This is a genomic window from Dyadobacter sp. CY326 (assembly GCF_021390515.1).
Classification (GTDB): Bacteria; Bacteroidota; Bacteroidia; order Cytophagales; family Spirosomataceae; genus Dyadobacter.
This window is the reverse complement of the sequence record NZ_JAJUXI010000006.1, coordinates 269,562-292,213: the sequence shown is the minus strand read 5'-3', so window position 1 is coordinate 292,213 and position 22,652 is coordinate 269,562. Positions and strand designations below refer to the sequence as shown.

Below are 22,652 nucleotides of genomic sequence, written 5' to 3'. Positions count from 1 at the left end.
CAAGAAGAATAGCAGTTTTAGCCTATATGATTCAAACCAATTAAATGACACCAGTTAATAATGTAACCCGCCTCTTTTTGTTCTCCGCCATCCTGCTTTTGGCTGGCTGTTCTTCCGGCATTCCGATCTCGACAAATACAAAATATCCCATTGAGCTCTTGTATGATAATCAGCCGCTCGAACGTCCTTATTCGGAAATCGGCATTGTGGAAATAACGAGTGAGGATTCGCTTACGGCTCGGCAGACGCAGGATAAGCGCATGATGTATCGGGGCAATGATGCGAAGACGAAAGAATTATTGACCGCAAGATTGGTGATGAAAGCGCAGAAAATTGGCGCTGATGCCATTATTAATGTGAAATACAAATATTACACGAGCGTGAAAAGCGAGGGTTACATGCTCAGCGGTCTGGCTGTGCGTTACCGCGGCGAGTGAGCATTTTGTTTCCGGTCGAGTCTTGCTTGGTGGAATCTTGTGGGGCAGTTTGCAACTTAACGGCGGGTTTTGGCATGGCTGAAAAGCGATTGAAACTGTGTGTAAACTGCATGCTCACGCCTCCGGTTGTGAATGATGAGTTGAGAGAAAGTGAATTCTGCACATTGCGGTTATAGGCCTTCACCCGCACCGATCCACGGCTATTCAGCCAATATTCAAGCGTCCATTCTCCCAATAAACTGGCAGCATCATACGTGCTTGCGCCGGTTGTGCTCTGCGTTCCGTTGGTGAATCGGCCGTCCCGTGTGACGCGAAATCTGTCATTTAGAAAACGATAAGAAAACCGCAGTTGCAGGTTATTCAATGCATTTTGGTCAAGCGAAAGCCCCGAAACGCCTACTTCAAGATTTTCATTGATTCCCGAAGCCCAGCGACTGATTTGATTGGAAACAAGCTCACTAATGCTGCTTCCAACAAAATTTTGACTTCCCACTGCTGCCAGACTTGTTTCCGGAAGCAACTGATTGACAAGCAGCAAACTGCTCACCTGTCTGCTCAATTCCTGTTCGTCAGACTTCAATTTGTTTTGAAATGCCTCCAACTGTCCGCGATAACTGCTTAGCGAGGGATTATCGAGCACTTTCAGGTCGTATTTAATTTGAGGCGACATCAATTGTTCCGACAATGCGATGGTAACTTCCACCGGATAACGCCTCGAAAGCGCATCGCCGTTAGAACTGCCCACATTCGTATTGGGCAACACGCCGGCGAGGGAAACCATTTGCGTATAACCTGCTTTGACGTCCAACTGAGCGCCATAAGGATCTCCCGACCACACAATGCGACTGCCGGGCTTGATGTTGAATTTCTTATTGATGATATTTTGCAGTGTAAAATTATATTCTCCCCGCTCGATTTCGTAAGTGCCGGCCATTGTAAAATCGCCCTTTGTATCAATGTTCAGATTAAGCCTGCCGCTTCCGTTTCCGCGAATAATGTCACCCGTTTGTCTGTCAAAAATAATCTCGCAAGTCGCGTCGGGTGTGAGATTGAAATTAAAATCCATCTTAATGCCGCCTGCAACCTGATTTCTGGCCGTCGAATCTGTCGTTTTTGCAGTGCTGTCGACAGCGGGCATCTTGCTGACAAACTGAATGTAATCCTGCGTAGCCACTTCTGTCGCGCCGTCCAGTGGAATGTGGATTTTGGTGCCTTTGTTGCTTGTTACATTGGCTTCAATGTTCAGATTATCAATGGGGCCAAACACGGCAACGGGGCCGGTCACATAGGCCGTTCCGTAAAATGTGCTGTTATCGCGGGCCGTTGTGTTCAGGATTTTGAAATTGCGCAAATCCGCATTAAAGCCGAGTGAGAAATATTTGAATCCGTCATGAAAAACCCCTCCCCTTAGATTAGCCGTGTTTCCATCGGCGTCTGTAATGAGCATGTTATCGGACGTAATTTCACTTTCCGTAAAGTTGATTTTATCGCTAAAAGTAAAAATCGATTGCAGATAATCGAATTTCATTTGCCCTTTATCCACCATTAATGAACCTTCCAAAACCGGCGCATTGACCGCGCCTTTTATCAAAACAACGCCTTTCGCAGTGCCACTAATGTCAGAAACCAGTCCTTCTGCAAAAGGCTCCAAGGCTTTGAAATCGAAATTGTTGAATATCGCTCGCAGATTCAGGGTGTTACTGGTAAGCTTAGGCCGGTAAGCGCCGGTCAGATTGAAAACCCTTCTTGCATTTTTATTCAGTTGCGCATCAATTTCCAGCTCGCTGCTGCCCTGGTCCCAGTCACCGGTTCCTGATAAATTACCGAATTCATATTGCCCATAACCCAGACTTTCAATGTTGAAATTGGCATCGAGCACCACGCTGTTGTAAACGTCTTTCACCTTCGCGGAGCCATCCATAATACCCGCCAACTGCGTGTTCAATAGCGAGTTTAAGCTTGCGAGCCTGAAATTTTTAATGTCCAGCATCAATGATTTGTCCGGATCTGTTGATGCGGTTCCATTCACAAAAATCCGCTGTTTTCCGCTTACCAGTCCGAGATTGGACATGGTGACGTCTTTTCCAACGATCGAAATAAAACTCTCGGAAGGCACTGCCCATTCTTCTTCGAGCAGGTTTAACTGAGAGTTGTTAAAGTGAATGTCCAGACCGGCTGGCAAGAAACGTAGCTCACCAGCCAGATTTGCCTTATTTGTGCTGCTAACCTGGCGCAGCGCTCCGTTGAAATCAATGTGGTCTTTGTCCCAGGTTCCTTCAATTTCCAGCTTTTCCGTTGGCACCAGAACGCTCATTTTCTGCCTGTCCGAAGTCACCAGCACAGATGCGAGAACTTCGGCACTGTTGACAAATTTGGAAGTCGTGACATCCACTTCGGCATTCACAAACTCATTTGTGCCATATCGGACCGTGTCGGAAACTGCATTCAGCGTCAAGAATGCAGTGTTGTCCATTTTAAAGACGCCTTCCGCCTTTGCTCCCCTTGAAACGTAAACGTCCGGGCTCAAAAAAGCCAGGAATCGTGATAGATTTCTGGTTTCAACTGCGTAATCGATTTCATATCTGCGGTCGGCGGACTGAGCGACTTTTTTGGCATAATATTCAGCGCGACTGGCTTCATTTTCGAAGAAATAGAGCTTGTATTCCTCCAAAATGCGTGTAATGTCCTTGTAAGCAGCTGTGGGAAGGAAATTGCCATCCATGCTCGCCGTTAAAAATTCACTTTCCAGCTTTAAAATGCGGCGTTCGTCAATTTGCCTGGACGAAAACACGAGTGTATCCATAACCAGATTGCGCTCTTTATTCGCCATCAGCAAATAGGTGTTCAGCAATTTGGCATCGCCTGTCAATGCATCCAAAGTGTTGCCTGACAGATTGATATTCAGCTGTGTACGGAGTGTAATGTCTTCTTTCGCAAAGCCCAGTTGTTTGAGATTCGCGCGCTCAACAACGCCCTGCACATCAAATGCATTCTGCGCTTTGGAAAGATCAAATTCACCTTCGATCGTTGCCAGCAAATTGCTGTCCCGCGCACTTACGAGGCCATTGAAATATTGATTTTGAATGTTGCCTTTCAGCCCGATATTTTTGTAATCGTAATTGCGAAAACCAATGCGCACAATCGTTGCGTTCATGTCCGTGGATGCATATTTCAGCTCCGTTCCGCGTCCGTAAACCTTGCCGTCGAAGTCCAGTTCCTGAAAAGTTTCCTCGTCATCCAGCAATGTTCCAAGCTTGAAAGCAGAGGTTTTGATCTCTCCAGAATAGGTCGTTGATTGTGAATCAGCAATGTGAAAGACCAGATCACCAGCCACTTCGCCCATCTGCGAGGAAGCAGATGCATTGATCGCAAAGTCTTCCAGCGTCCCCTTGAAAGTCCCGTCCAAAAGCGTTTGGCCAAATTTTTCCAGTTTCGGATGCATATCCCATTCTGGATAATATTGGATCAAATCGGCTGGCTGCACCTTTGAGAGCGACAATTGAATGTCCATTTTTACGCCTTCAATTTTTGGCAGCCCCTCGAATCCTACATTTCCAATCATTCGGCTGCCTTTTCCAAAATGCAGATCCATGTTGGAAACCATGAAATTGTCAACCTTACCATTAAAATCGCCCGAGAACCGCCATTTTTCATTCAAATTGTCCACATATTCGGAAAACAATCCAAGGTCGCGCGAGTCGACATAACTGCCGACCAAATGTCCCTTCATCCGGACCTTGTGATTAAAGTCGCCTAATTCGCCGGATCTGTTGTAAAATAAAATGATTTCGTCTTTCAGATACGAGTTGCCGATGTGCGCATCCAGCTCCTTCAATTCCATTTTTTTCTGGCTGAACATAAAGCGCGTGTCCAGATCATGCATCGTCAGTCCGGTCTGCTTGTCGACCGTTTCCAGGTTTCTGGCCAAAAACGAAATCGTATCGCCCTGAACGAGAAAATTTTTAAGATCTCCGTTTAATTTATGGAGCTCAAAATGGGAATAATCAAAAACCCGTCTCCCCCTTTCGCGGGCTTGACGCGGATCATCATATCGGAAAGTGCCGTCGATTATTTTAGATTTTCCAATGATAAACGGCGTGTTATTTTCAGGGGCATTCGCAGGCCGAGGAACTGCCGGTGCGGTGAGTTGATTAATGCGTTCAATAAAGCCGTCAATGTTGAGCGAACCTGTCCTCGGATTTACAACCAGATGAACGTCAGGCTGAAAGACATTGACCTCATCCAGAAAAATCTGCTTTTTTGAATTTTCAATGATGTTGTTCAAATCCAGATTGACATCAATCCTGCCGACATCGATCATATCTTTCTGCCCCTTGTCCTTCACTGAAATTCCTTCCAGCGAAACAACGTCGAACCATTTGATATTAACTTTTTGAATGGTGATGGGATAGCCGAGCTTTTCTGAAATGTTGCTCGTAACGCGTTGAACCGCCCAAGTCTGAACCGAAGGAAGTTGAAGTGCAATGGTCATAATCCCGAGCGCCAGCAGCGCGAAGATGATTACTACGATCAGACCATTACCAAACGCCTTCAGGAATTTTAACATATACAGCTTCGCGGAGAAATACCGCTTATCTTATTGTTAATGCTTAATTTTGCGATTATTTTCAAGAAATCATGAATATCCTCGCCATAGAATCGTCCTGCGACGAAACCTCCGCGGCCGTAATCACTAACGGGAAAATCCGCTCCAATGTTGTTGCTACGCAGCTCATTCACACGCAATATGGCGGAGTTGTTCCCGAACTGGCTTCGAGAGCGCATCAGCAACACATTCTACCCGTGGTGGCTAATGCACTGAATGATGCAAAAGTAACAAAAAAAGACCTGGATGCTATTGCTTTTACCAAAGGTCCCGGTTTATTAGGCGCGCTGCTGGTGGGCACTTCCTTTGCAAAATCAATGGCACTTGGACTCAATATTCCGCTTATTGAGATTAATCACATGCAGGCGCATGTCCTGGCGCATTTCATTGAAGATCCCAAGCCGTCGTTTCCTTTCCTTTGTCTCACCGTCAGCGGCGGGCACACACAAATTGTAAAGGTGACCGCTCCGCTTGAAATGGAGATTATTGGTGAAACGAAAGACGATGCAGTAGGTGAAGCTTTTGATAAAACTGCCAAATTGCTTGACCTGCCTTATCCCGGCGGTCCGCTGATCGATAAATATGCCACGCTCGGAGATCCGGAAGCATTCCCGTTTCCCCTTCCGGAAATGCCGGGGCTTGACTTCTCATTTAGCGGAATAAAAACTTCATTTATGTATTTTCTGCAAAAACAGGTGCGCCAGAATCCTGATTTCATCGCTGAAAACCTGAATGACATTTGCGCCAGCATTCAATTTACGCTTGTGGACATTCTATTGAAAAAGCTCAAAAAAGCGTCCAGAGAAACAGGCATACGCGAGATTGCGATTGCAGGCGGCGTTTCTGCCAATTCGGGTTTAAGGAAATCGCTGCTGGAACTGGGAGAAAAACTGGGCTGGAAAGTGTATATTCCTGCCTTCGAATATTGTACGGATAATGCGGCAATGATTGCTATGGCGGCGCATTACAAGTTCGAAGCCAATGATTTTACGGACCAAACCGCTAGTCCGCTGGCGCGGATGGAGTTTTGAGAAATAGTCATGTAAAACATCTGACGAATGCATTTATCAGAAATTTGGATTTATCCGGTGAAATCGCTGGGCGGGATTAGGTTAAAAGAGGCAAAAACCGAAGAAAAGGGATTGCAATATGATCGGCGCTGGCTGATTATTGATGAAACGAACACCTTCATTACCCAGCGCGTTTTTCATCAAATGGCATTGATCGATGTGTCGTTGGAACAAGAAGGTCTCAAAATATTTCAGAGGAACAATCCTAAAAACAGCATTCTGGTGCCATACGAGCCTGTTTCTGCTGAAAAGTTGTCGGTTAAAATCTGGGATGACATCGCAGAAGCAGTAACTGTTAGCAATGAAGCTGACTCGTGGCTTTCCGCTCAATTGGGCCAGCCGGTCAGACTGGTCATGATGCCAGAATCAACGCAGCGAAAAGCAGATCCTCGCTATGCCAAAAACGGTGAGAATGTGAGTTTTGCAGACGGATATCCATTTCTGGTCATCTCTCAGGCTTCGCTGGACGAGCTTAACACCCGTCTTGAATCGCCGATATCGATGATCCGCTTCCGCCCAAACTTTGTGATCGCCGAAACGCAGCCTTTTGCGGAAGATCAATGGAAGCGCATTGCAATTGGCGGGCTGGGTTTCGAAATTGTAAAACCCTGCGCTCGCTGCGTGCTCACCACGGTCGATCCGGCAACTGGTCAAAAGGGTGCAGAACCATTGAAAACATTAGCAGGTTATCGGCGGGTTAATAATAAAGTCTTGTTTGGACAAAATCTGGTCGCCACCAGTTATGGAATGATAAGGGAAGGCGATCCATTGAATGTGATTGAATAGCAACAAAAAAAGCTCCATAAGGAGCTTTTTTTGCATTTCAACATTTCTATTGCAGACTTTGAACGCTTCCGTAATAGATCTTTGCGTTTTGCAATCTCATAAATGGTCGTGCGTATAGTTTGTTAAATTGACCTCCCTGAATTGGCAGACTTATTGACTGCTCTTTAACGGTGATAGGCAAAGGATAAGATACAGTTTTGTCAGCCAATTTCGGATCATCATTAATGGCTCCATTTGCTGTTGTTCTGTATGAATAAGCGACGCCGTATTCTGCCACGCCAACCGTTCCTAAGCCAATGATCTCCAATTTAGCAGTTGCCGGCACATTCTGGCTTTTCGATAACGTAAATGATCCAAACTTGGGAACATCAATCGGCGTGTATTCTAGTGCTGCACCATAAATGACTTTACCATCACCAAGCTTTGCATAAGCACGATAATAGAGCGTTTTAAAATCATCAAAACCAACAGACTTTTGGAGTTTAATGTGCTCGCCAACTGCGGCCGCATTGTCAAATTTTAATGGACTGCTGTATTCGTCGGCAAGCGTAGGGTTCGCTGAAAACTCGTCGCTATTTGTGGATTTGAATGATAGCAAAACGCCATATTCGGAAATTGGACGTGTGCCAAGCTTTTCAAAAGACATTCTAAAATTAAGGTCATTAATAACCTGACCCGGGTTTGTAATTTCCAACGTCCTGATCTGCGCGTCCTCTGCAACCGGCTCTTGTTGTGGCTCCGGAGTTCTGTGATCCTGGCAAGAAAAAGCAAACAGAAATAGTGCTGCGAGCAGGGATGAAAACTGAAGTGTGATTCGCTTCATGATTTGAATTTGTTTAGCTGTGTTTTGTTCGGTCACAATATTACGGCAAACAATTCTTGCGAAAAGCACACGCGAAACGCCCAATTATTTAAAGTCCGGCTTCAATTATTCTAAGGAAACTTTATGAGTTAACGGTCAAAACATTTGTGAAATTTACGACCAACGCAAATCGATATTTTCTAGAAAAACACTAAAAAAGCCCGGGAGATAATCCCAGGCTTCCGATATCTTGAAAGGAATTTCAATAAAGAAATCCTATGGTTGCGCTTCTGTTTCCGTTGTTCCGTTTGTTTGAAAAGGGCTTTTCATAATGCCTCTTTCTGAATTCCGGATAAAATTAATGACCACATCCCGTTCATTGGACGGCGGCAATTCGAGTTCTATTTTTTGCAAGGCCTCTGCATTGTTAAGGCCTCTCATGTAGATGTAACGGTAAATATTCTGGATTTCGACGATTTTCTCATTGCTAAAACCCCTTCTCCTCAACCCCACCGAATTAATGCCTGCGTAAGATATGGGCTCGCGCGCTGCTTTTGTGAATGGCGGAACGTCCTTACGAACCAATGTCGCGCCTGAAACGAAGGCGTGAGAACCGATTTTAACAAACTGATGCACAGCACTTAATGCACTTACTATCGCCCAATCACCCACATGCACGTGACCGGCCATTTGCACATTGTTTCCAATTATACAGCTGTTTCCAACCCTGCAATCATGCGCGACGTGCGCGTAAGCCATGATCAGGCAGTCAGCACCAACCACCGTTTTCCAATGCTCCTCGGTGCCGCGGCTGATGGTCGCGTATTCCCGGATGGTCGTGTTGTCACCGATGATTGTGAATGTATATTCGTTGTTGTATTTGAGATCTTGCGGCGTAGAAGCAATTACCGCACCCGGAAAAATACGGCAGTTCTTTCCAATTCTTGCACCTGAATTGATAATAGCGTGTGATCCTATCCATGAACCCTCGCCAATTTCAACATCGGAATGTATCATTGCGAATGGTTCAATTTCCACATTCTGAGCGATCTTAGCGTCAGGATGAATATATGCTAATGATTGAGTCATTTTTTCTTTACCAGGCTTGCTATCATGTCCGCTTCACACACCAATTGTCCGGCTACGTATCCCCGGCCACTCATTTTTACAATTCCCCGCTTCATTGGAGACGTAAATTCACATTTAAAAATTACCGTATCCCCGGGAAACACATTGCGCCGGAAGCGACATGCGTCGATTCCGATCAAATAAGGCCAGTAATTGTCAGGATCCGGAACGCTGGTCAGGACCAGAATGCCGCCGGTCTGTGCCATTGCTTCCAATTGTAAAACGCCTGGCATAACCGGATTTCCCGGAAAGTGACCAAGGAAAAACTGCTCGTTGATCGTTACATTTTTTACGCCTACAACGCTATTTTCGTCCAGCGCAATGATCTTATCAATCATTTGGAATGGATAACGATGTGCGAGCAGTTGTCCAATCTGGTTAATATCAAAAACGGGCGCTTTGTTCGGATCGTATTGCGGAATGTCTCCTTTTCCCGATTTAATCAGTTTTTTTATTTTTTTGGCCAAAGCAACATTCGCTGCATGTCCCGGGCGTGCAGCCAAAATCTGCGCCTTAATCGGACGGCCGACCAACGCAAGATCCCCGATCAGGTCCAGCAGCTTATGCCTCGCCATTTCGTTTGGATAATGCAGATCCACATTGTTTAATATGCCTTTTGATTTGTTAACGCTGACCTTTGGTTTGCTCAAAAGCTGCGAAAGATGGTCCAATTCGCCATCCTGCACTTCTCTGTCCACAATCACGATCGCATTGGTTAAGTCACCGCCTTTGATCAGATTTTGTCTGTACAATGCTTCGAGCTCGTGCAAGAAAACGAAAGTGCGGCATTCTGCGATGTCATCTTTAAACAATGTAATGTCGTTCAAAGAAGCGTGCTGGCTGCTGATTACCGTCGAATTATAGTCGACCATTACGGTCAGGCGATAATCAGAGAGTGGCAATGCGGCAAGTTCAGTGTCATTTTCTTTATTGATATAATGCACATACTCAGGCACTTCGAAGTAATTTCTGTATGCATTTTGTTCCTCGATCCCAGCGTCCAGCAATGCGTCAACAAATTTGATCGAGCTTCCGTCCATGATCGGCGGCTCAGGGCCGTCAAGCTGAATAAGCACGTTATCGATTTGTAAACCAACCAGGGCAGCAAGCGTATGCTCAACCGTGTGAATCCGTGCGCCGTTCTGCTCGATGGTCGTTCCGCGGGACAAATCGACCACATTGTCAACATCTGCGTCTACGATGGGCTGATTGGGTAAGTCAATGCGTTGAAATTTATAACCGTGGTTGGCTGCGGCTGGCACAAATGTCATTGTCGCCACTACACCCGTATGTAAACCCACTCCTGTTACGGATACAGACTTGGAAATGGTTTGTTGTTTTTCGTTCATTATAATAATATCCTTTTCTTCTTAAAGGCGCGTTGTGCTATTGACCCTGAAAATCAGATGTTTCGTGTTTGTTTTCAAGATCTTTTAATCTTTCCTCCATTTCCGGAAGCCTTCTTACCAGTGCCATTGAGCGTAAATGTTCGTTCAAATCCCTGGCTGGCGAACCTGACAATGAAAGTCCTTCTTTTTTAATTGATTTTCCTAATCCGCTTTGGGCGCCTATCTTGGTTTTGTTGGCAATGGTAATATGTCCAACAATGCCAACCTGACCCGCAACAATGCACTGCTCTCCGACTGTTGTAGAGCCTGAGATTCCGGATTGGGCTGCAATAACGGTATTTTTTCCAATCTCTACGTTATGCGCAATTTGAACGAGGTTGTCTATTTTCACGCCTGTTCTGATAATTGTAGAACCCATTGTTGCACAATCAATTGTGGAGTTGGAACCAACGCTCACATTGTCTTCCAGGATCACATTGCCAAGTTGCGGAATTGTTTTATAAGTGCCGTCAGCCTGCGGAGCAAAGCCGAAGCCATCGCTTCCGATAACCGTATTCGCAAAAATCACACAGTTTTTACCAATGATCGTGTTGTCATAAATGCGCACACCCGGATGAATTACAGAATAATCGCCGATCTCAATGTTGTCTCCCAAGTAAGTGTTTGGGTAAATTTTCACGCCATCTCCAATGACGCAGTTTTTACCAATATAGGAAAATGCACCTCGGTAACAATTGTCACCAACCTGACTGTTTTCTCCAATAAAACTTGGCTGTTCTACTCCCGATTTCGCATTGGCAATGCGTTTTTGATATTCTTCCAGGAGGATTGTAAATGCAGTGTAAGCGTTCTCTACATATATAAGTGTAGCGGCGACTTCCTTTTTTGGAACAAAGTCCTTGTTAACTATTACAGCAGAGGATTGTGTAGTGTATATGTAGGATTCGTATTTGCTGTTGGCCAAAAACGATATGCATCCCGGACGCCCTTCTTCTATCTTAGCAGCCGAATCAATTGTAATTTTTTCATCTCCAACAATGTTTCCATCAAGCATTTGAGCAATCTCGCTGACAGTAAATTTCATATATTTTCGGCTAATTTCGGGTAACGAATTTCGAGTACTAACTATGGATTTTTAAAAAGACTTCATCTTATAATGATCCTGACTAACCACGCAAAGATACATTTTTAGCCCAACATACATAGTACTTGCGTACAATCTTAGTCAGTGCCTTTATAGTAGGGATGTCGGATGCATCGGCAATATCGAGCAGCTTGCCATTCTTCATTTTCACACGAATAGGGTCCAGTTCCTTCGCATATGCCCAGTTCGTTGTTTCACCTTCCACAAGAAAATATTTCATTTCATTGTCCGCAATTCCGAGCGCTGAAAGCTGCTTCCGAAACCCGTGAAGCAATGCCTCTTCCGGCGGCGAATCGTAAAAACTGATCTTGAATAAATTCCTGTTTAAAAGCATGTTGCAAAGCGTCGACAACACCAGATCACTATGCGTTCGCCAACCCTTAACAGAAGCCCATACGTCGTTATCGTCCAAACCGTTGAAAGATTCGAGCAGATCCTTGTGAATATCGAAGTCCTCTAATGTGAAGCTCCTTTTCAAAAATCGTGCAAAATCGGGCGTAGCGAACAGTTCTGAGCCGTTTTCTGCCAACGCTCTTGCCCTGTATAAGATTTGCGTCATCATGGCCTGGGCGCTCAGCAATGTTTTATGCAGATAGACTTGCCAATACATTAATCTCCTGGCATGCAGAAAATTTTCAATGCTAAGCAATCCTTTTTCTTCCACAACCAATTGGTCATCAGCCACATCCAGCATTTTAATCAATCGATCTGCTCCTATGGAACCTTCAATCACGCCCGTGTAAAAGCTGTCACGGTTGAGATAATCCATGCGATCCATATCCAGTTGGCTGGAAACCATCTGATGAAAGAATTTTCTTGCATATGTGCCCTCAAACATCTGAATCGCCATATCGAGCCTGCCCGAAAGCTGCTCATTAAGCGCTTTCATCATCACCAATGTAACTGATTCGTGCGCTACATGTTCGAGCAAAACGCTTTCCAAAACGTGCGAAAACGGGCCATGCCCAAGATCGTGCAGCAAAATGGCGGCCTGCGCAGCCTCAATCTCCGCCTCGGAAATGGAATGCCCTTTTTCCTGCAAAACCTTCAATGCCTGGCTCATCAAATGCATGGCGCCGAGTGCGTGGTGAAAACGCGTATGCAACGCGCCTGGGTAAACAACGTCCGCCAAACCAAGCTGCTTAATGCGTCTCAGGCGTTGGAAATAAGGATGCTCAACCAGATCATAGAGTAAATCGGAGGGAATGGAGATAAACCCGTAGACGGGGTCATTGATGATTTTCCTTTTATTCAAAGCTCAATTTTTTGGCAAAAGTAATAAACAAGCAACGGACAAAAGAACTTATTCTTGTCATTATCATTTGGAGAATTGGTGCTATTAAGTAATTTTGCACTCTGTAACAGGGTTGATTGCTTGCAAAGCGTTTGTGATTCGGTTAAAGGAATTGACCGCGCGGCGGCCGCTCAAAAATTAGGGCCTATAGCTCATTCGGTTAGAGCAACTGACTCATAATCAGTAGGTGCTTGGTTCGATTCCAAGTGGGCCCACAACAACAATCAGTAGGTGCTTGCCGGGCCGCCGGGCGGTTCGATTCCAAGTGGGCCCACAGTAAAAGGCTTAACAGGCGTCTGTTAGGCCTTTTTTATGCCTAAACCAATGCATTACTTTATGAAGTCTTTATCCTGCCTGTTCAGCTTATTTCTTGTTATTTCTTTTCAAGCGATTGCTCAAAAGCAAAAGGCGAATCCGAGCCTCGTTGTGACTTATCGGAACCCGGTGATCGCGGGTGATTTCGCGGATCCTTCGGTAATACGGGTGGGTGACACTTATTATGCTGTGGGGACTTCTTCTGAATGGGGGCCGGCTTATCCTATTTATAGCTCCAAAAATCTGACGAACTGGGAATATGTCGGACCTGTATTTTCAGATTTGCCTGAATGGACCATGGGCAGTTACTGGGCGCCGGAATTGTATTTTCGCGATGGCACTTTTTATTGTTATTACACCGCACGCCGCAAATCAGACAAGCAATCTTTTATCGGTGTGGCGAGCACCAAAGATTTGAAAAGAGGTTTCAAAGACCATGGCATTATCATTGAATGGACAAAGGAAGCGATTGACGCATTTGTAGTCGAGGACAATGGGAAATTGTTCATCACCTGGAAAGCTTATGGCCTTGACAAAGATCGCGGCATTGAAATTCTTGGTGCGGAGCTGGCTCCCGATGGCCTCAAAGTCGTTGGGAAAGAGTTTACGCTGATCAAAGCCGATGCCAAGGGCTGGGAGTCGGGCGGTGCGGAAGGACAATCTATTTTCAAGCGCGGAAATTATTGGTATATGCTCTATTCGGGCAATGCTTGTTGTGGGGCGGAATGTGATTACCAGGTCGGATTTGCGCGAGCCGAGAAGCTCCAAGGGCCCTGGACCAAATACGCTGGAAACCCCGCCCTATTTGGTGATCAAACATGGAAATGCCCTGGCCATGGAACGGTCGTGGTGACTCCCGATGACCGTTATTTCTATTTGCATCATGCCTACAACGGCGTCGATTTCACATTCTCGGGCCGACAAGGTGTGTTGAGTGAGCTGGTGTGGGATGAGGCCACAAAATGGCCCGCTTTCCGATATGGGAAAACCACACCCGCACAGGCCGAAGCGCCGCTGGCTCTGGGTGCGGTTATTAATCACAATTTCTCCATCAACTACAATTCCGATACGCTCAAAGCGCCGTGGGTCTACGATGTAAGTTTTCCAAAGCCAAATTTCGAAGTGCAGCATGGCGCATTGCAAATTGAAAACATTAACCACATCAAAACCGGCAATTTCCTTGGCCTGACCATTAAAAACGGCAATTATACATTTACCACAGAAGTTGGCGCCAAGAAAGATTTGAGCCAAAACATTATTATTTACGGCGATGCAAACAACGCAATCGGCTATGGCGTGCGCGACAGTCAGATTGCATTATGGCAAATGAAAGACGGTGTGCATGAAGTCATTAAATCGCAGGAAATTCCGGAGAAATATAAAGACAAAGACATTAAGCTCAGCCTGAAAAGCCGTTATGGCCGGTTTTACGAATTTAGTTGGGATGTCAAAGGTCAGAAAATCGATTCACTCACCAGTTCCGTTCAAATCGAAACGCCATGGCTGCCTCGCTGGGACCGCGCACCAAGAGTTGGGATAAATGTTTCTGGCGATGGCGCGGGCAAAGGTGAGATTAAAGCTGTTCAAATGAAATATGACTAGAAAAAGCATTACATTCGCAGAACATACTAGTTAGTATGTTTTTACAGCTGCGAAGATGAGCTTGTATTCTATTTTAATATTTCTGCATTCTATTATCCGATGGCTTTTGCTGCTGGGCTTGCTCTGGTCCATATTTGTTGCCATTAGGGGTTACTTTTCAGGACTAGCATTTTCCAAAAGCCACAATGCGCTTCGGCATTGGACGGCGACAATGTCGCATTTCCAACTTATGGTTGGTTTTACACTTTACACGCAGAGCCCATTGGTGCAATATTTTTTTACCAATGCAAAGTCTGCAACGCTGACCGATATTTCATTCTTTTCCATCATTCACGGCAGTCTGATGCTCACTGCGATTGCGCTGATCACGATCGGCTCTGCCCTGGCAAAGCGGAAGACAGATAGCCGGGACAAGTTCAAAACCGTTGCCATTTTTTATAGCATTGCATTGATTATCATTCTTATAGCCATTCCCTGGCCGTTTTCACCTTTGGCGCAGCGCCCTTATATCCGACTGTTTTGATAAAAGTCATGAACAAATCTGCGTCGACAAGGTTGGACATTCTGCAGAAAGCTTTTGAGCTGATTTACAAAAATGGTTACCAGGCAACAAGCATTGATGTCATCATTGCCTCTACGAATGTAACCAAGGGTGCTTTTTTTTATCATTTCAAAAACAAGGAATCAATGGGCCTGGCATTGATTGAAGAAGTGCTCTCGCCCGGCATGTATGCATCGATGGTTCGTCCGCTCGAAACTTCGGAAGACATTTTAGAGGCGATTTATCAAATGATGGAAGGCTTGCTGATCGACAATCCATTTTTCAACATTGCCTATGGCTGCCCGGCAATCAATCTGATTGAAGAAATGGGCCCGCTGAATGAAGCTTTTGCTGACGCTTTACGGAAAATCGTTTTGCAATGGCAGGAAGCGATTCAAAAATCACTTTACGAGGCGCAAGAATCAGGGCGGATAGCAAAAAACACCAGTCCGCAACAGGCCGCGCTTTTTATAACAGCTGGTTACGGTGGTGTTCGTAATATGGGTAAAATCCTTGGGAAAAATTGCTATTTGACCTATTTAAAGGCTTTTAAGCATTATTTAAGCACACTTAAATAATCCTAACATTTCCATCCCAACATTAAAGTTCATTATTCTCCAATGCAGCGCGATCGCTTTTCGATGCAACCGGCCCTGCGGTCTTTTTTGATTCGCTTTCGTAACCTTTCCTGATAATGGCTCCTTCGGGACCCGATTTGGGCAAAAACCGATTGGCTGTGGACATCACCAGGGACACGAGCGCCGGACTAATGCCTTGCACAGCCACCGCCAATTTCGCAGTTTTGGTCAAAATAACTTCTGCTTCACGATAAACGATTGCATTCACGATCTGCGCTGCTGCGTCCGAAGCATTTTGCGAAAGCAATGGCGACGAATCGGCTAATTTAAACCACGCATATTCAGCCTCATGATCGCCTTTCAGCGAAACATTTCTCGGACTTCCGGTCCGCATGAGATTTGGAATAACGGTTGTAATGTGAATGTTATCCTTTTTGAGCTCGGCGTGCAGCCCTTCCGACAATGCGACCATGGCAAATTTGCTCACACTATAAGGAAGCAAATGCGGCACTGCAACTTTTCCACCGATGGAACAAACATTCGCAATCCTGCCTTCGCCTCGCTCATGGAAATGCGGCAGCACCGCCTTGATCATGTAAAGTGCCGCCCAGAAATTGCTGTCCATGGCCGTTTTGTAATCTTCCACATCCATCACATTTTCCGGCCCTACAAGCATTACGCCGGCATTATTGATCAGCACATCAACCTGGCCAAACTGTGAAATTGCAGCTTCGATCACCCGATTTGCATCGCGTGGATCGCTTACATCGGCTTTAAGGCCCAGCACAGTGGAGCCCATGCGACGAAGTTCCTGCTCAGCTACGAAAAGCTGTTCTGCATTGCGTGAACAAATCACCAGATTCGCTCCTTTTGCAGCGAGCTCCCGAGCCAGCAGCAAGCCTAGTCCGCGTGCCCCGCCTGTAATGACAACCACTTTATCCTGAAAATCAAACTTGATCATCTCACGATAAAAATGTTTGGCAGCGGCGTAAGCTCCCAACCCCGCAGCGGCCCACAAGGCCAATTTTCCCGAAAACAGGCTCTGATTGCTGTTATTGTTCATAATCAGTTTGTTCTTTGATGTTGCTTGCACCGCTAAAAATTTTATGCCGTGAAGCTGATGCAATCAAAAGAAGCCACATTTGCCTGCATCACTTTTTGAAATGATAATTGGCAAATTTTACAAAATTCCCCCAGTCAAAAAGAGTCATATCGTGCTCGCCTTCGCGGTTGTGATAAGCGATGATCGACTTGTAAATAGGTTCATTGATGCCGGGTGGCTTTGTAGGAAGGTTGGATTTCAAGTTATACAAACCATAAGTTTGCTCAGCGGCTTTCAGGGCCAGAAACGTTCCGGTAGGATCAGCCCACAGATCTTTGGAAGCATTGGTTGCATAAATGGGCCGCGGGGCAATCAGCGCAATGAGCATATGCTGATCCACGGGAAGCTGATTTTCCTGGTCCATGAATTTCTTGTAATTATTGCTAAACCAATGCGGGAATGTTGTGTTAATGCGTGAAATGCGCTCGCCGAATTGCCTTCTTGCCAATGCTGCGCCTGTATTTCCCGAACAGTTTGTGACGCACATTGCAAAGCGCTCATCCTGCGCCGCAGCCCATAACGAAGCTTTTCCGCCGCGTGAATGGCCCACAACCGTCACTTTTTTTGAGTCAATGTCTTTGTCTGTTTCAAAATAATCCATCACTCTTGACGCGCCCCATGCCCATGCGCCAATCGCGCGCATGCCGTTGTCGGTAGTCAGCTGTTCGGGATATAATTGCAGCACGCCAGTCATGAAATTGTCTTTATCGTCTGGCGCCAGATCACTCACATGGAAGGCGGCGATGGCATAACCGCTGTCAATTACCATTTCGGCTGGCCAGAATTCGCTTTTGGTTTTTCGCGCCGGGTCCGTGTTGTCCTTCCCGCGATTATTAATCAAAACAAATGCCGCAACAGGGTTTTTGGCCTGCTTGGGCACGAACAAAGTCAGGTTTATTGTGACGGGCTTTTTATTCTTAAAAACTTTGATAACAACTTCTTTCAATGTCGCACGACCGTCCATGGCAGTTTTTGATGCCTCGGTTACAGCATACGAAATGCTGTCATAAGTCTGTGGCAACTGCCCATAAACATTGTTTTCAAAAAGCCGGAGGATCTCAGGTCGTCTGGTTTCCTCCCATGCTTTCCTATTTTTGACCGCCTTACCGTCTTCGGTTTTAAGAATCTGAGGCAGCGTGTAAGCCGGAACTTTAGATTCGTCATAGTTCTGAGCCTCAGCATGCGCAAAAACCAAAACACATGTAAGTGCAGTCAAAAATGATTTCATATCGCGTTTTTATATGTCAGTCTGGGTAGGGCGAGCGGAAGCCAGCAAGCCGGCTGGAACTTTCAATTCCCCAGTTTCAAAGTCGATCAAGCCGTTTTTTTCATCTTCAATGTTGGTTGCTTGCGTGTAAACGTCTCCGCAAATCGGGCGTTTTCGAAGCTCCTTTTTGAAAAGCGCAATCTGCGAAGCTCTGTCGGAGTCGTCTTTTGGTCCGCCATAATCGGCAAAACCAAATCCACCCCATTCGCTTACGACCAGCGGAACCTGTTTTCTATAAAAGAACGGATCGCCCACCACAAGTGGAAAAGCAGCGACATTTTGCAATTTACCCGCAGTAAAATCATCGAGCATTTCTGCCCAATGTGCAAGCTCGGGCGTGTAAAAATGTGCGGTTAACAAATCTGATTTCAGCCTGCCTTCGGATGAAATATGCTGCCACCCGTCGTTATCCACAACCAAAAATTGAGGATAGGCTATTTGCATGAAATGATACATGGCCACAATATATTCACGCGTTTCGGGATTGGAGGCAATGTCCTGTGCGCCCCAATCTTCATTATACAGGCTCCATATGACCACAGAAGGATGCGTTCCAATGAGCGCCAGCATGCGCAGCAATTCATCCTTGTGATTTTCCCGGCTCTTCGCACTTGATCGGTGCGGACTTGGCACTTCCACCCAAAGCAGCATTCCAATTTTATCCGCCAGTTTGTAAATACGCGGATCAACACCGGCAATGTGAATGCGAACGAGGTTGCATCCCAGTTTTTTCATCGCATACAAATGCTGCTGGATCTGCCGGTAAGACGCATTACCAGGCTGATACAGAATCCCATCCAAATAAGTCTGGCGATGATTTAGAAAAAGCCGGTTTCCCCTCGCTTCAAATTTTCTGATCCCGAACTTTGTCTCAATTTCCGAAACATAACCTTTTTCATCAATTAGCTGTGCCACCAGGCGATACAACACCGGACTTTCTGGCGACCACAATTTTGCATCAGGCACTTCCACCACAAGCCGCTGCGACTTTTGACCTGCTTCCAAAACAATCGGATATTCATCTTGGGCAACTTGCCTTATCTTCGCCGGATCACTGTCAACATTGAAAACTTTGAGACAAATGGTGTAAGAACCCGGATCATGGATACGCGTTGTGAGATTGAAACGAACAAGGTTATCCTCGATGATACTGACCACGCCCACCCTGCTCCTCAGTCGGTTACGCTCAACGGTTTCAAGCCAGACGCTCCTTACTGCCCCGGTAAAGGTTTGATACCAAATGCCGCCACGCTTGTAGACGTGCGACTCCTGCTTTCCGCGCGTCGTGTCGGCGTCCATCGAACTCGCCACACGCACCGTAATGCGGTTAACGGGCCGAAGTATTTTTTCTTCGAGCTCATAGGAAAAAGACGTGTATTCGCCCATATGCTTGTTTTCACCTTCAATGGTGTGCAGCAAAATCCCATTCAACCACACCTGCGTTTCATATCCGCAAGCGCCGAATGTCAATTGCAATATCTTATTGTCGGAAATGGGTTCACTGGACTTTTCGGGCGAATTAAACTCCCTCTCGTACCACACAACGACATTGTCCTGCCATGATGGCGTGTCAAGATGCAGCGCGGCAAGATGCGTTTCCACGCTTCCAGGCCAATGGGCCTGGTCTTTAAAAGTATGCTCGACATACCATCTTTGGTGAACGCCTTTATCATCCGGGTCAATCGCAAACTTCCATTCTCCGTCTAGCAGCACATATTCATTGGGGCGGAGCACAGCCCTTGGCAATGCATCCAGGAAGTTTTCATCATCAAAAGATTCTTCTTTACTCTTTGAAGATCCGTAATTCGGATGAACCGGTTTATTGGTCATAAATATGCCGTTTTGTGATAATCTCATCTAAAATAAAAAATCACACCGGATTCCGATGTGATCTGCTCCAATTGCATGGAAAGAATTTACAGCTTTACTTCGCCATCTTCTTCTCCTTGCCAATATTTTATCCTTTTTGCCTTTACAGTGACCATGGCAATGCCGGGTGTGTCAAGGCCGTTTTCAAACCATTTATCCAGGTCACTCACCCAATGTTCTTCCATTTCCTCCCGTGAGCGGCTTACCTCGCCTTTGCCCGTTACAGAAATAAAAATGCCGTTGTCGCCCTGGAAAGTAAGATTTACACCGTTGTCCAATTCAATGTCGCTCACTGTGCGAGAACCTTCCCATGTGAAGAAATAGGAATTTCCGTCATATTCCACATCGCCGTTATTGCTCATGGGTCTGGAAGCCAGTGCGCCGTCGGAAGTGGTTGTTGTTAGCATGCAAAGATCAATGTTTCTCATGATCTCGCTTACGTCCTTTAATGTTTTATCCGCCATAATTTTTGTCCTTTTGTGATAACAGACATTAAAATAATGCCACACAAAAAGACTTACAACCTGTGGGTTTAAATCTTCACCCCGACAGAAACGCCAAAACTGCGGCCGTCGGAACTCCATATGCCGGCTCCGGGATACATGGTGGGCCTTTTTGTAAAATATTGTTTGTCGGTTACATTGTTGACACCGGCTCTTATGGTGAAGCCGTTAGGCATATGAAGCGTCGCATTGATATCAAGCAAACCATAACCGGGCACTTTTCCAATGGTGCCGTTTGCAGAGGGCTCAACTGTGTTCAATGCATTTGCAAAATTGGCGCTCACATAGCTGTATTGGCAAGTTACCGAAAGTTTTTTGTACAAAAGCTGCGCCCCGTTCCGGGAAATCCATGTGGGAACGCCTTCCACTTTGTTTCCAATGACGCTCTTATTTTCACCATTCAAAACCGCGTTTCCTTTCACATAAGTGGCATCGAAATAAGAGGATGAAGTAAAAAACGAAAGTTCTGTTGGTGTAGAATTTGTCTCTTGCTTGAACGCGATGTATTCAATATAAGCTTCCACGCCGCGTGTTCGCGTGTCGCCAGTTATCGTTCTCAAAATGTAGGCTTTACCGCCTTCCTGCATGGAAACGGTGCCCATTCGGTTATTGATCATAACCTGGAAAACGCCGATATCATAGCGAAGCTTGCCGGCATTTCCGCTTATGCCAGCTTCGAAATTATAGCCATATGCGTCTTTCAGATTCTTATCCACGCGTTCGAGCACGGAACCTGGAATAATGTCCTTGAAAACGACCGGACGATATGCTTGCGAAATTCCTGCATAAACTTTGTTTTGCGCATCGATGCGATATTGTGTGCTGATGCCGAACAGCGGAAAATGATGCTTGATCTTGTTTGGAAGCTGCCCCGGATCGTAATAACTGATCGTGCCGTTCATTGCGGTTTGTCCGCGCTCCAATCGCACACCGGGCGAAATGGAGAGTTTGGGTGTCAGATAAATGAGGTTTTCAAGAAAAAGGGCAATATTATCGGTTTTCATATAAAGGTCCCGACCGAAGCCTGGCTCTGCAAGTGACAGGTCAAAGTCGCTGCCGGTTGTTCCTTTACCCAATTGCCTCCTGCGCAGTGTGTTATGCATCAGCTGAACTCCTCCGGAAAGCACATTCTTAAACCCCGCAATGTCATAATGGTGCAAGATCCGAAGCTCGGAAGTGAAGCTTTTGAAATTATCAATGTCCACTTGGCGATTTTTATAAGATTTGGTGGCGGCATTGATTGTATCCGGAACATTGGCGAATGCATCGAGCATGACACTGTTGCGTGAGCCATAAACGCCTGAATTTGTCCATTTAAGCTGAGTTGCAGGACTAATTTGCCAATCTAAAACGATGGAAGGAATGTAAATATCAGGGTTAAAATAATTGCGCGAACGCGTGGATTGCCTTGGATCTGCTGCGAACATTTGATCGGTTAGCGGCCCAGGGATCTGATAAACATAAGATGATCGCCCTAATTCTACCTTAATCCGCAGCGATCTATTGAATTCATAAGCTAGACTTATAAACTGCGACTGCGCGTCAGACTTGGCGTTTTTTCGGTAACCATTGGAATGTCGCGTTTGGTAATATGCCGAATAAACCAGCTTGCCAACTTTGCCTCCAATGGAATTGTACGAGCTGAAAAGTCCGAAAGAACCTGCCGAGCCGATTGTTTCAAATGAGAAAGCCTTAGTTGTGTCGGGTGCTTTGGTCACGTAATTGATCATGCCGCCAAACTGTGCGCCATATTGCAATGATGACGTTCCGCAAACGAGTTCAATGCGCTCGATCGACTCCATTGCGGGACTGTAATGGCTCGCCGGATATCCATACATATCAGAATTGGTGATGACGCCGTTTTGCCGAATGTTATATTCCCAAGATCGGTGCGGGTCGAGGCCGCGTGTTGAAATGTTGATCTGGTTGCCGCTGCCGTCCATATCATAGACAAAAACGCCTGGAATTTTGGCGAAAATCTGCCTGCCCGTTTTCTCAACAATATTGCCATTGACGCCTCCGAGCTGGATTACTTCATTCTTTTTTCCTGCATGAATGTAAGTGTTTTGCACGTCGGGAAGGCGCTCGGTGTGGATCACATTTTTACGTTCCTCAATCGTCACTTCATCCAGATCCAGCACTTTATCAGCATCCTTTTTTACCGATCCATCCTGCGCAAACGCCGCATGTCCAAGAGAAACGGAAAGGACGAACCATGCAATAACTGTAATTTTACTATTCATTATATTTTATTCAAAA

At 45.8% G+C, this 22,652-nt stretch carries 17 protein-coding genes and 1 tRNA gene; 7 read left to right on the top strand and 11 right to left on the bottom strand.

Annotated elements, in window-relative coordinates:
* Positions 1–44: 44 nt before the first annotated feature.
* A complete protein-coding gene (locus LZG73_RS14045) occupies positions 45–437 on the top strand; it encodes a hypothetical protein (RefSeq protein WP_233850605.1) in 393 nt (130 codons plus the stop codon).
* Here the strand turns inward: LZG73_RS14045 and LZG73_RS14040 are convergent.
* Positions 403–5,004 (bottom strand): translocation/assembly module TamB domain-containing protein, encoded by a 4,602-nt coding sequence (locus tag LZG73_RS14040; RefSeq protein WP_233850603.1) that lies wholly within the window; start codon positions 5,002–5,004, stop codon positions 403–405. The two genes, LZG73_RS14045 and LZG73_RS14040, sit on opposite strands and share 35 nt — an antisense overlap.
* A 71-nt stretch (positions 5,005–5,075) precedes the next feature.
* Here LZG73_RS14040 and tsaD point away from each other — a divergent pair, with 71 nt between their 5' ends.
* Both tsaD and LZG73_RS14030 read left to right on the top strand, forming a co-directional pair.
* Positions 5,076–6,074 carry a tRNA (adenosine(37)-N6)-threonylcarbamoyltransferase complex transferase subunit TsaD gene (tsaD, locus tag LZG73_RS14035; protein ID WP_233850601.1) on the top strand — a complete coding sequence of 333 codons (999 nt, stop codon included), beginning with the start codon at positions 5,076–5,078 and terminating at the stop codon, positions 6,072–6,074.
* A gap of 27 nt (positions 6,075–6,101) precedes the next feature.
* Entirely contained in the window at positions 6,102–6,899 is a 798-nt protein-coding gene (locus LZG73_RS14030) for an MOSC domain-containing protein (protein ID WP_233850599.1), read from the top strand.
* 46 nt (positions 6,900–6,945) lie between these two features.
* Here the strand turns inward: LZG73_RS14030 and LZG73_RS14025 are convergent, their stop codons facing one another.
* The 5 genes from LZG73_RS14025 to LZG73_RS14005 all read right to left on the bottom strand — a co-directional run bounded on the left by LZG73_RS14025 (position 6,946) and on the right by LZG73_RS14005 (position 12,577).
* Positions 6,946–7,722, bottom strand: a complete 777-nt coding sequence (locus LZG73_RS14025) for a hypothetical protein (RefSeq protein ID WP_233850597.1) — start codon at positions 7,720–7,722, stop codon at positions 6,946–6,948.
* Positions 7,723–7,977: 255 nt separating this feature from the next.
* The gene (gene lpxA, locus LZG73_RS14020; protein ID WP_233850595.1) at positions 7,978–8,790 is read right to left on the bottom strand and encodes an acyl-ACP--UDP-N-acetylglucosamine O-acyltransferase; all 813 of its coding nucleotides are present in this window, start codon (positions 8,788–8,790) and stop codon (positions 7,978–7,980) included.
* On the bottom strand, positions 8,787–10,178 hold the full coding sequence (locus LZG73_RS14015; protein WP_233850593.1) for a bifunctional UDP-3-O-[3-hydroxymyristoyl] N-acetylglucosamine deacetylase/3-hydroxyacyl-ACP dehydratase: 1,392 nt from the start codon (positions 10,176–10,178) through the stop codon (positions 8,787–8,789). The genes lpxA and LZG73_RS14015 overlap by 4 nt, the downstream gene beginning before the upstream one ends.
* A 37-nt stretch (positions 10,179–10,215) precedes the next feature.
* Positions 10,216–11,262 carry a UDP-3-O-(3-hydroxymyristoyl)glucosamine N-acyltransferase gene (gene lpxD, locus LZG73_RS14010; RefSeq protein ID WP_233850591.1) on the bottom strand — a complete coding sequence of 349 codons (1,047 nt, stop codon included), beginning with the start codon at positions 11,260–11,262 and terminating at the stop codon, positions 10,216–10,218.
* Between the two features lie 82 nt (positions 11,263–11,344).
* The gene (locus LZG73_RS14005; protein ID WP_233850589.1) at positions 11,345–12,577 is read right to left on the bottom strand and encodes an HD domain-containing protein; all 1,233 of its coding nucleotides are present in this window, start codon (positions 12,575–12,577) and stop codon (positions 11,345–11,347) included.
* Between the two features lie 180 nt (positions 12,578–12,757).
* Between LZG73_RS14005 and LZG73_RS14000 the strand changes: the two genes are divergently transcribed.
* From LZG73_RS14000 to LZG73_RS13985, 4 genes are all read left to right on the top strand, one after another.
* A tRNA-Ile gene (locus tag LZG73_RS14000) sits at positions 12,758–12,831 on the top strand.
* Positions 12,832–12,952: 121 nt separating this feature from the next.
* The gene (locus tag LZG73_RS13995) at positions 12,953–14,533 is read left to right on the top strand and encodes a glycoside hydrolase family 43 protein (protein ID WP_233850587.1); all 1,581 of its coding nucleotides are present in this window, start codon (positions 12,953–12,955) and stop codon (positions 14,531–14,533) included.
* Positions 14,534–14,588: 55 nt separating this feature from the next.
* Positions 14,589–15,056, top strand: a complete 468-nt coding sequence (locus tag LZG73_RS13990; RefSeq protein WP_233850585.1) for a hypothetical protein — start codon at positions 14,589–14,591, stop codon at positions 15,054–15,056.
* Positions 15,057–15,064: 8 nt separating this feature from the next.
* Positions 15,065–15,652 carry a TetR/AcrR family transcriptional regulator gene (locus tag LZG73_RS13985; protein WP_233850583.1) on the top strand — a complete coding sequence of 196 codons (588 nt, stop codon included), beginning with the start codon at positions 15,065–15,067 and terminating at the stop codon, positions 15,650–15,652.
* Positions 15,653–15,674: 22 nt separating this feature from the next.
* Here LZG73_RS13985 and LZG73_RS13980 read toward each other — a convergent pair whose 3' ends face one another.
* The 5 genes from LZG73_RS13980 to LZG73_RS13960 form a co-directional block, all read right to left on the bottom strand.
* Positions 15,675–16,715, bottom strand: coding sequence for an SDR family oxidoreductase (locus tag LZG73_RS13980; protein WP_233850581.1), 1,041 nt, complete (start codon positions 16,713–16,715; stop codon positions 15,675–15,677).
* Between the two features lie 88 nt (positions 16,716–16,803).
* On the bottom strand, positions 16,804–17,982 hold the full coding sequence (locus tag LZG73_RS13975; RefSeq protein WP_233850571.1) for an acetylxylan esterase: 1,179 nt from the start codon (positions 17,980–17,982) through the stop codon (positions 16,804–16,806).
* 9 nt (positions 17,983–17,991) lie between these two features.
* A complete protein-coding gene (locus LZG73_RS13970; RefSeq protein WP_233850569.1) occupies positions 17,992–19,851 on the bottom strand; it encodes a glycoside hydrolase family 2 protein in 1,860 nt (619 codons plus the stop codon).
* An 86-nt stretch (positions 19,852–19,937) separates the two neighbouring features.
* Entirely contained in the window at positions 19,938–20,354 is a 417-nt protein-coding gene (locus LZG73_RS13965) for a pyridoxamine 5'-phosphate oxidase family protein (RefSeq protein ID WP_233850567.1), read from the bottom strand.
* A gap of 68 nt (positions 20,355–20,422) precedes the next feature.
* Positions 20,423–22,636, bottom strand: coding sequence for a TonB-dependent receptor domain-containing protein (locus LZG73_RS13960; protein ID WP_233850558.1), 2,214 nt, complete (start codon positions 22,634–22,636; stop codon positions 20,423–20,425).
* Positions 22,637–22,652 lie beyond the last annotated feature (16 nt).